Annotated in this window: 7 protein-coding genes; 4 read left to right on the top strand and 3 right to left on the bottom strand. The window is 65.0% G+C overall.

Translation table 11 applies throughout. From position 1 onward, the window contains the following. The first annotated feature begins 18 nt into the window (after window positions 1-18). The 4 genes from IT430_07325 (at window position 19) to IT430_07310 (ending at window position 5458) form a co-directional block, all read left to right on the top strand. Window positions 19-1317: a hypothetical protein gene (locus tag IT430_07325; protein ID MCC6907734.1), complete on the top strand. Its 1299-nt coding sequence runs from the start codon at window positions 19-21 to the stop codon at window positions 1315-1317. 29 nt (window positions 1318-1346) lie between these two features. Next, window positions 1347-2591, top strand: a complete 1245-nt coding sequence (locus tag IT430_07320; protein MCC6907733.1) for a CCA tRNA nucleotidyltransferase — start codon at window positions 1347-1349, stop codon at window positions 2589-2591. 224 nt (window positions 2592-2815) lie between these two features. After that, window positions 2816-4159, top strand: coding sequence for a hypothetical protein (locus IT430_07315; GenBank protein MCC6907732.1), 1344 nt, complete (start codon window positions 2816-2818; stop codon window positions 4157-4159). Window positions 4160-4213: 54 nt separating this feature from the next. Further along, window positions 4214-5458, top strand: a complete 1245-nt coding sequence (locus tag IT430_07310; protein ID MCC6907731.1) for a hypothetical protein — start codon at window positions 4214-4216, stop codon at window positions 5456-5458. 88 nt (window positions 5459-5546) lie between these two features. Here the strand turns inward: IT430_07310 and lpxA are convergent, their stop codons facing one another. From lpxA to lpxD, 3 genes are all read right to left on the bottom strand, one after another. Beyond that, the gene (lpxA, locus tag IT430_07305; protein ID MCC6907730.1) at window positions 5547-6461 is read right to left on the bottom strand and encodes an acyl-ACP--UDP-N-acetylglucosamine O-acyltransferase; all 915 of its coding nucleotides are present in this window, start codon (window positions 6459-6461) and stop codon (window positions 5547-5549) included. A 131-nt stretch (window positions 6462-6592) separates the two neighbouring features. Then, the gene (gene lpxC / locus IT430_07300) at window positions 6593-8059 is read right to left on the bottom strand and encodes a UDP-3-O-[3-hydroxymyristoyl] N-acetylglucosamine deacetylase (protein ID MCC6907729.1); all 1467 of its coding nucleotides are present in this window, start codon (window positions 8057-8059) and stop codon (window positions 6593-6595) included. Further along, entirely contained in the window at window positions 8056-9156 is a 1101-nt protein-coding gene (gene lpxD / locus IT430_07295) for a UDP-3-O-(3-hydroxymyristoyl)glucosamine N-acyltransferase (GenBank protein ID MCC6907728.1), read from the bottom strand. Before lpxD ends, lpxC begins: the two co-directional genes overlap by 4 nt. Between the last annotated feature and the right edge of the window lie 15 nt (window positions 9157-9171).

Raw genomic sequence — 9171 nt, 5'->3', positions numbered from 1 at the left:
GAACAGGACGGGCCGATCGTGCTGCTCGACCGCATTCTCGTCGGAAGCGCGCTGACGCTGGGAGGCTTGTCGCTCCTCGCGTTTGTCTGGTTGGCCGTGCGCCTTCAGATGGTGCGGCTGCTGCGCCGGCGACGACGGTCGGGCCGGCCTTCACCCATGTACTGCCCGACGAACCACGCCGTCTGGTGGTTTGATCTGCTGCTTCCTCATCGCTACTTCTTCCGGAACACCTGCGGCTACGACCTCTCCGCCCAGCAGGTTGCGGCAGACGAAGGCAAAGTGCGCTGTCCCGAGTGCGGCCGGGCGCACCGCACCGACGGCGTTCATCACGCCCGGTTTCATTTTCGGCCCGGTCGAGCATCGCTGGCAGGCGCGATTCTGGCGACGGGCTGCCTGGCGGCCGTTTCAACACGAACAGACGATTGGATCCAATGGACGCCGACGGTGGCTCTCATCGCCATCCAGGAGACGGGGGTACCCTGGCAGCAGTCCACCATGCGCCGGGAACTGTCCGCGCGCGTGAGCAACGGTGGCGAATCGAAATGGGTCGAATTACGGCTGGCGCGGCTGCTCGTGCGCGATCTGCATGCTGACGAGCTTGAACTCAACGCGCACGCCGCCATGTCCCAATTGGGAAAGATGGGCGCTGCCGTGCGGCCGCTGCTCGTCGAGGCGGTGCGTTCGCGAGACTGGCAGCAGCGGCAATACGCCTTCATCGTGCTGGCGCGGTTGGATGAAAAGTGTGGTTCTCCCGCTGCCGAAGCCGGCGTGATCGATGCGGCGATCGAGGCGCTTCGCGACGACAGTGAGTGGCTCTACCGCAACGCCCGCGTTGGGCTGCGCTTCCTCTACCGCCACGGCCAGGCAGAGCCGATGATTCGACGGCGGCTGGATGAAGCACTCCGGCGAACGGACGATTCTCAACAGCGACTGCTGTGCGCCCTGCTGTGCGGCTATCTTGGTTCTGTCGAATCACTCGACGCAGCGTATCCGGTGCTCATCGAATGTCTCGAGGACAACCAGATCCCCGGCGATGCACAGGCGGCAGCCCCCGCACTCGCCGGATTTGGATCGGCGGTGATCGCCCCGCTCGAGGCAACACTCGCCGAATGCGAAGACCGCCAGCAGGAGCTGCTCATCAAGGCGATCCTGTTCGATCTCGGCGCTTCCACGGCGGTCGCGAGCAGGCCAAGGTTGCCGGCCGGTCTCGGGCCGGGAGCTCATGGCTCGTTCGCTCGCACCGATGTGGAGGGCGACATGTATTACGTCGGAAGAGACTGGCTCGACGAGTACGTTCGATCGCATCGACACCGGTGAGCGCCGACCTACTCCTACACTTGCCCGTCATGGCCGCGCCGCACTTCAGTTCGCCCGCTTCCCCCGCCCGCGACGCGGCGACGTCGGTCGTTCGGTCGCTGCGCGAGCAGGGGTTTGTCGCCTATCTCGCCGGCGGGTGCGTGCGCGATGAGGTCATGGGACAAGCGCCCAAGGACTACGACGTCGCCACCGACGCCCGGCCCGAGCGCGTGCGACAGATCTTCCGCAACACCCAGGCCGTCGGCGAGCACTTCGGCGTCATCCTCGTGCGCGAGCGAGGCTGCACCGTTGAAGTGGCCACCTTTCGACACGAGTCGGGCTACGCGGACAAGCGCCGGCCGGATTCGGTGACCTTCACCGACGCCGAGAACGATGCCCGGCGGCGCGATTTCACCATCAACGGCCTGCTGATGGACCCGGTCAGCGGCGAAGTGATCGACTACGTCGGCGGCCTGGCGGATATCGCGGCGGGGGTTATCCGGGCCATCGGCGACCCGGCCGCACGCCTCGGCGAGGATCATTTGAGGGCGCTGCGGGCCGTGCGCTTCGCGGCCCGTTTCGGGTTTCAGATCGACCCGGCCACCGCCGCCGCCGTGCGACGCGACGCGGCCGAACTGCGCGGCGTGAGCCGCGAACGCATCGGCCAGGAAATCCGCCTCATGCTGCTCGACGAGCATCGTGGGCGGGCGACGGCGCTGCTGCACGAACTGGGTCTGGACGGCCCCGTGCTCGATCAGCCGGCCTGCAACCGGCCGCCCGACACGGTGGCCCGCCTGGCGCTCGAGCCGGCGATGGGGCACCTGAACATCGTCATCGCGTCCCTGGCGGCGTGGGCGCATGATCGAGGCGTCGAATCGGCTGACACCGTCCGCCGCTGGCGCCAGTCGCTGGTGCTCAGCAACGACGAGCGCGATGGCCTGAGGGCGGTGTTCGAGCACCTGCCGCGCCTGCAACACGAGTGGAGCGGGATGCCCGTCGCCGCGCGAAAGCGGTTGGCGGCCGGACCGTGGTTCGGCGCGGCGCTGGCGGTGCTGGGGGCCGTCGATCCGGGGCAGCGAGATGCCGTGGCCGCTGAGGTCGGGCGGTTGAGCCGTCATGCGGGAGGGCTCGCCCCCGTGCCGCTGGTTTCGGGCGATGATCTGGTCGCCGCCGGATACGAGCCGGGGCCGAAGTTCAAACAGGCGCTCGATGCCGTGTATGACGAGCAGCTGGAAGGCCGGCTGACGGAGCCGGAGCAGGGCCTGGCGCTGGCGGGGCGGCTGCTGTCGCAATGAGGCTCGCCCAAGCAGATTCGGGCGAAAACCCGCACCCGAGCCGGTAGAATCGTCGACACCGGGCGTTTTTCTCGCGCCAGCCGGGTAAAAGGCTTGGGCGGCGGAACTTCCGGCCGTTGGTCGCGTCTGAATGGATGTCTGGCGGCATCCGGAACCGCCGGCGATGGCGTTGCGCTACATGATGAGGATCGACGCCGCGTCGATCGTACAAAAAGGGGCCCTCAATGATCACGTCACGACTGCGAAGTTTGCTCACCTGTCTGTGCGCCTCGGCGGTGCTGTTTGGCGCCGCCCAGACCTATGCGCAGGACGGGGCGGACATGCTCGATCAGATCACCCTCGCCGACGGCCGGCAGTTCACCGGCAACATCGTCGAAGAGACGGACGATTCGATCACCATGGAAGTGATCCACCTGGGCATGCGCACCAAGCAGACGTGGCCGCGCAAGGAGATCCTTGAGATTCTCCACGACTCGATTTCCGTCACCGACGAGGCGGGGTCCGACACCAACGCCGAACTGCCGCCTGCTGAGGCCAAGAGTCCGCTGTACGATCCGAACGATCCGCGCCACGTCGTGTACAAGGTGCCGGTGCACGGCATTGTCGGCCTCGATTCGCACATCCGCATCATGCAGATGATCTGGAATGAAGCGAAAGAGGCGCGAGCCAAGACCATCATCCTTGAGTTCGACTGCGAGCAGGAACTCGGCCCGGGCGTTGACATCGAGAAGTACCGCAATTTCTTCGAAGACCTGAAGCGAGACGCCCGCAGCAAGGAGATCCATGTTGTGGTGTGGATCAAGCAGGCTCGCGGCGTGGCGCTGGCGTACGCACTGATGTTTCCCGAGATCTACTTCCAGCCGGATGGCGAAATGGGCGGCGGCTGGGCCATCAACGAAATGCTCAGTCAGCGATTTTCGGATCCCGCCGTGCGCGCCAAGATGATCTCGGCGTGGGTGGGCATCTGCCGCGGCATGGCTGAAGAGGGCGGCCACGACGCCATGCTTTGCGAAGCGATGATCCGCCCTCAGTGCGTGCTGAGCATGGATTACGAAGGCGACCGCCCGCACTTCCGCAACGACACCGAAGGCGAAGTCGTCCTTGACGCCAACAGCGGCGATGAGCCGGCCAACGCCCTGGAACTCTCGGCCAAGGACGCGGACAAATACGGCATCTCGGGCGGTACGTACCGCTCGGTTGACGATCTCATGTTCAAGCTGGGCTTCCGCGAGTACCGCTACGTCGAAGGCCACGCCGACGACTGGGCGGAGAAGTGGGCCGACGGCTGGAAGGACGCCCTCGAGGAGTACCGCTACATCCGGGCCGACATGGACCTGATCGACACGTACAACGAGCCGGTCGAGCGTCGGATCGCCAAGAAGATCTCCAAATTGCGCGAGGTGCAGGCCCTCATGAAGAAGTGGCCCCCGCTGGAAGTCTTCATCGACCCTGAGCAGATCTATTTCGAAATCGACACGTACAAGAAGGAACTGCGCAACCTGAACGAGCAGAACCGTCCGGGATCCACCAACCCCGGCGGCGGCCCGACCGGCAAGCCCGGCAACTGAGTTCGTTCCATGAATGGCGCTCCAACACCGCACTGCTGAATTGAGGAAGTAACCATGACCCGTGCTCTCAAGAGCCTGCTCACCGTAATGCTCATGCTCACGCTGGCGCTGAGCGCCTTTGCCGAGGACGTCATCACGCTCAAGAACGGCAAGACGTACAAAGGCGAAGTGCTCGAAGAAACCAAAGACATCGTGCGCATGAAAGTCGATGTCGGCGGCATTATCCAGACCTACGTGTTCTGGAAAGACGACGTCGAAAAACTCGACCGCAACGCGGGCCAGGACCAGGAGTCGCCGACCGAGTCGGCTTCCGCCAAGACCGTGGGCACGAAAGCGACGGGCGCCAAGACCGACGACACCGGATCACAGGCGGCTGATCTGGTGAACAAGAAGGTGTTCGTCATCCCGATGCACGGCGGGGTCGGGCAGACGTTCCGTCAGGACAAACTCGAGGAGGCGATCGAGGCGTCGCGCCCGTTCAAGCCGGACGTGATCGTACTCGAGATTGACAGCCCCGGCGGCGCGCTCTCTGAAGTGCTCAAGTTGCGCGACTACATCTCCAAGGTTCGCGACGAGGTCCGCATCGTTGTGTGGGTGAAGTCGGCCATCTCCGCGGCGGCGATGACTTCGATGATGTGCCGCGAGATCTACTTCATGAAGGAAGGGCACATGGGCGCCGCCACCGCGTGGTACAACGACGGCAGCGGCGAGAAGGCCGTTACCGGCGAGGCCCTCGAGGAGCTCATCAAAGAGGCCTGCGACTGGTCGCAGCGCGCGGGTTACCACCCGTTCGTGACGCGATGCATGATCGATCCGCAGTACATTCTCACGGCGGAAGTCGAGGAATTGCCCGACGGCGAGCGCCGCGTGACTTTCTACGACCACTACAAGGAAGGGGCTGAAGTCATCTGCCGCGAGGGCGAGATTCTCACCCTGACCGCTTCGCAGGCCAAGCGTTACAACATCAGCCTTGGCACGGTGGACGACAAACAGGAGTTTGCCCGCATGCTCAACCTGAGCGGCTGGGTGGAAGTTTCCGACGCCGGCCGCAAGATCATGGATCAGTGGAAGCAGACATACGAGCAGGCGGAGATCGACCTGCCGCGCCTGTACCGGGAGTATGCGAATCCGGCCTCGACGCTCGACGACCGGATCCGCGTGGTGCGTGAGTTCATCAAGTGGGTCCGCCGGGCGCCGCAGATCACCGAGATGTACGCCATGCCCGATGGCAGCGGCGGCGCGCTCGACGAGCGCGACCTCGAGCGCCTGCTCAAGCAACTCGTGCGGCAGCGCAACTGACTGGATTCGACATTCATTGTGCAACCACAGCGCCCGAAGCAATTCGGGCGTTTGTGTTTTTGGCTGGAGAAGGGGTCGCGACGGCTGTCTACTTCGCCTGGGTGGCGTACTTGGAGTCTTCGCGCATCAGTTCGCGCGAGCGGCCGTGAACGCCGCTGGCGGCGCTGCGGAGCGATTCGCAGAGCCTCACGACCGCCGGGAAATGCTTGTAATCGTGGAGAAGTTGCTCAATCCGGTCGGACATCGCCAGGGCTCGCTCGGCTCGCTTGGCGTGCGCGTGGCCATTGCCGTTGCCGTTGATGTTCGATGCGTGGCGGCGGTCGGCGCCGTTCGTGCGGGCATGGAGGAAGAGCCGCTTGTAGGCTTCCTTGAGCGCGTTGATTTCATCTTCGCTGAAGCAGCGGCGCGTCAGGGCGATGGTGTTGATGCCGCGCACCTCCATCGGATCCCCCTCAACCTTGACGTACGGCGGGACGTCTTTCTTGACGCGGCACAGGCCGCCGACGAAGGACATCGTGCCGATCGTGGTGTAGTGGTGGATTCCGGCCCCGCCGCCGATATTGGCGCAGTCTTCCACGACGGCGTGCCCGCCGATCATCACCTGGTTGGCGATGACGCAGTGCGAACCGACGAGGCAGTCGTGGGCGATGTGGGCCGCGACCATGATGAGGTTGTCGCTGCCGACCCGCGTGACGCCGCCGCCGACCTCGGTGCCGCGATGCACGGTGACGTGTTCGCGGATGACGTTGCGGTCGCCGATGATGCACGGAGACGGCTCGCCGTGAAACTTGAGATCCTGCGGATCGGCGCCGATGACGCTGAAGGGGTAGACGGTGTTGTCCACGCCGATCGTCGTCGGGCCGGTGATGCTGACGTGGCTGAGCAGGCGGCTCCCGCTGCCGATCTCGACGTAGGCGCCGACGACGCAGTAGGGGCCGATCTCGACGTTTTCGCCGAGTTCGGCTCGCGGATCGATGATGGCGGTGGGGTGAATGGATCTCATGGAACGGACTGATTCCTCAAGGAATCGGCTGTGCGGCTGCGAAATCGTGAATCGCAGCGGGCACGGGTCACGCCAGTTGCAGCGGGTTGTCCAACCACACCGATTCGGCCGTCGCCGCGGGAAGGCGGCGGCTAATCTGTTTCGTCCTCGGCATCGACCATTACGAATTTGATCTGGGCCTCAGCGGCCAACTGCCCGCCGACCAATGCCTTGCATTTCACATTCGCCGTCCGTCCCTGGGCCCGGATGGTCTCGGCTTCGATGACCATCTGATCCCCCGGCAGCACCGGGCGGCGAAGCTTAACTTTATCCAGCGACAATAGCACGGCAATCTTTCCGCGGTGCTCCAGCACACTGCTGAGCAGCAGGCCCGATAATTGCGCCATTGCCTCTACGATCATCACGCCGGGCATAATGGGCGTCCCCGGGTAATGACCCTGAAAAAAAGGCTCGTTGATCGTCACGTTCTTGATGCCGATCGCCCGCTGGTCGCCGTGCACCTCCACGACCCGGTCGATCATGAGCATGGGGTACCGGTGACGGAGCACCTTCATGATGGAGCGGACATCCATCTGCCGCTGCAGGTGCGTCTGGAGGCCCTGTTCGGCCCGCAGTTTCTCGAGCAGGCGGTACACGAGCTGGTGGTTGAGCGAGTGGCCCGAGCGGTAGGCCACGATGCGACCGTGAATCGGCCGACCGAGCAAGTAGATGTCGCCGATCACATCCAGGATTTTGTGCCGCACGGGCTCGTTATCGAAGCGGAAGGCGTTGTCGATCGGGCCGTTCTGATCGATGACCAGCACATCGCGTGGCGTGACGTGGTGGCACATGCCGCGATCCCACAGCGCCTGGGCCTCTTCCTTGAGGCTGAAGGTGCGGGCCGGGGCGATGTCGCGGACGTACGACTCGGAATTGAGATGAAACGCGTGCAATTGCCGCGGAATCCGAGGCTCGTCGGGGTAATTCAGGTCGTAGAGAATCTGGAGGTCGTCGCGCTCAGCCGGCAGGGCGGCAATCAGCGCATCGCCTTCCTCGACGGTGATCGGCTCGGTGATCTGGCAGTAGCGGCGCTGCGCATCCTGGCGGACGATGCCCGCTTTCTGAATGGCGTTGACATAGGGCAGAGCGGACCCGTCGCCGCAGGGCAGTTCCGGGCCGGTGAGGCGGATCACGGCGTTGTCAATGGCCAGACCGGCCAGGGCGGAAAGGCAGTGCTCGACGGTTTCGATGGTGACATCGCCGACTTTGAGTGTCGTGCGCCGGTTGCGCGGCGTGACATTGGCGATGGTCGCGGGGATTTCCACCGGCTTGGGCAGATCGATGCGTTCGAAGACGATGCCATGATCCGGCGGGGCCGGGAGAATCGTGCACGTGACCAGGTCCCCATGGAACAGTCCGCGGCCAGTGACTTCAGTGGGTCCGGCGAGCGTGTGCTGGTGCAGGGCCTCGTCTTCGAGCGTTTCGGCGGCTGAAGCGGCGGCGGGCCGTTCAACAGCTCTGACCGGCGGGGGCGCGCCATCCCGGGACGCTTCCGGCTCGGTCGGCGCCGAAGAGACGCGTGCGGCCGACTTCGAGTTGGATTCAAGCACGTCGGTCATGCCGGGTCTGGATCATCGCTGCTGCGCCGGCTCTGCTGCTCGAGGCGCGCCACGGTTTTGACAAGGTCGGGAAGTTTACGCAGGGCGGCCTGAATCTGCCAGAACAGCCGCCGATCCGTGGCGGGAGCGCCGACCAGTTCCGCCCCCGCCTCGACGTCCTTGTGGACGCCCGTCATGGCTCCCAGGCGCGCGCCGGCGCCGAGTCGGCGGTGATCGGCAACGCCGGACTTGGCCCCGAGCTGGCAGTAGTCTTCAAGCACCACCGTACCGGCCAGACCCGTCTGCGACGCGAGTACGCAGCACCGCCCGATGCGCACGTTGTGGCCGATCTGCACAAGGTTGTCGATCTTGGTGTGCGCGCCGATGACCGTCTTGCCGAACTTGGCCCGGTCGATGGTCGTGCACGCGCCGATCTCGACGTCGTCGTGGATCTCGACGATGCCGATGTGGGGCAGCTTCTGCATCCCGCCGCGCCCGTCGGGTCGGTAGCCGAACCCGTCAGAACCGATGACGGAGTTGGAGTGGATGCTGACGCGATGGCCGAGGATGCAGCGCTCGCGAATGACCACGCCCGCGCGGATCGTGCAGTCGTCGCCGATGACCACGTCGCTGCCGATCTGCACGCCCGGTTCGATGACGGTGCGAGCGCCAATGCGGCAGCCGGCGGCAATTGTGACACGCGCGCCGATCGCGGCGGTCTCGTCGATGCTCGCGGTCGGATCGACTGTGGCGTCGGGATGGACGCCCGGCCTGACGGGCGAGCCGACTGGAGCAAACAGCGAGAGCAACTCGGCCAGGGCGAGGTCGGCATTGGGCACGCGCAGCAGAGCGCGACGGTTTGCATCGTGGCCCGGCACGATGAGATCTTTCGTGACTGCAGCGGCCACGGCCTTCGACTCCACCCACCGGGCCGCGTACGAGTCGGAGCCGATGAAGGAGATGTCCGTCGGCCCGGCGAGATCGAGCGCGTTCAGGCCGCTGACCACGAGCGACTCAGGGCCTTCGACGGCAGCGCCAAGCCGCTGCGCCAGCGCACCGACGGTGAACGACTTTCCAGCCGCTCCGTTGATGGCCTGATCGTGGGCCTGCTGCGTCATCGATGGTGTCTCCGT

This window comes from Phycisphaerales bacterium (assembly GCA_020852515.1).
Taxonomy (GTDB): domain Bacteria; phylum Planctomycetota; class Phycisphaerae; order Phycisphaerales; family UBA5793; genus UBA5793.
This window is presented reverse-complemented; position numbering and strand designations above follow the sequence as displayed.

Excerpts from the sequence above, each read along its gene's own strand:
- lpxA (MCC6907730.1), bottom strand. The coding sequence starts at position 6,461 with ATGAGATCCATTCACCCCACCGCCATCATCGATCCGCGAGCCGAACTC.
- lpxC (MCC6907729.1), bottom strand. The coding sequence starts at position 8,059 with ATGACCGACGTGCTTGAATCCAACTCGAAGTCGGCCGCACGCGTCTCT.
- IT430_07320 (MCC6907733.1), top strand. The coding sequence starts at position 1,347 with ATGGCCGCGCCGCACTTCAGTTCGCCCGCTTCCCCCGCCCGCGACGCG.
- IT430_07315 (MCC6907732.1), top strand. The coding sequence starts at position 2,816 with ATGATCACGTCACGACTGCGAAGTTTGCTCACCTGTCTGTGCGCCTCG.
- IT430_07310 (MCC6907731.1), top strand. The coding sequence starts at position 4,214 with ATGACCCGTGCTCTCAAGAGCCTGCTCACCGTAATGCTCATGCTCACG.
- lpxD (MCC6907728.1), bottom strand. The coding sequence starts at position 9,156 with ATGACGCAGCAGGCCCACGATCAGGCCATCAACGGAGCGGCTGGAAAG.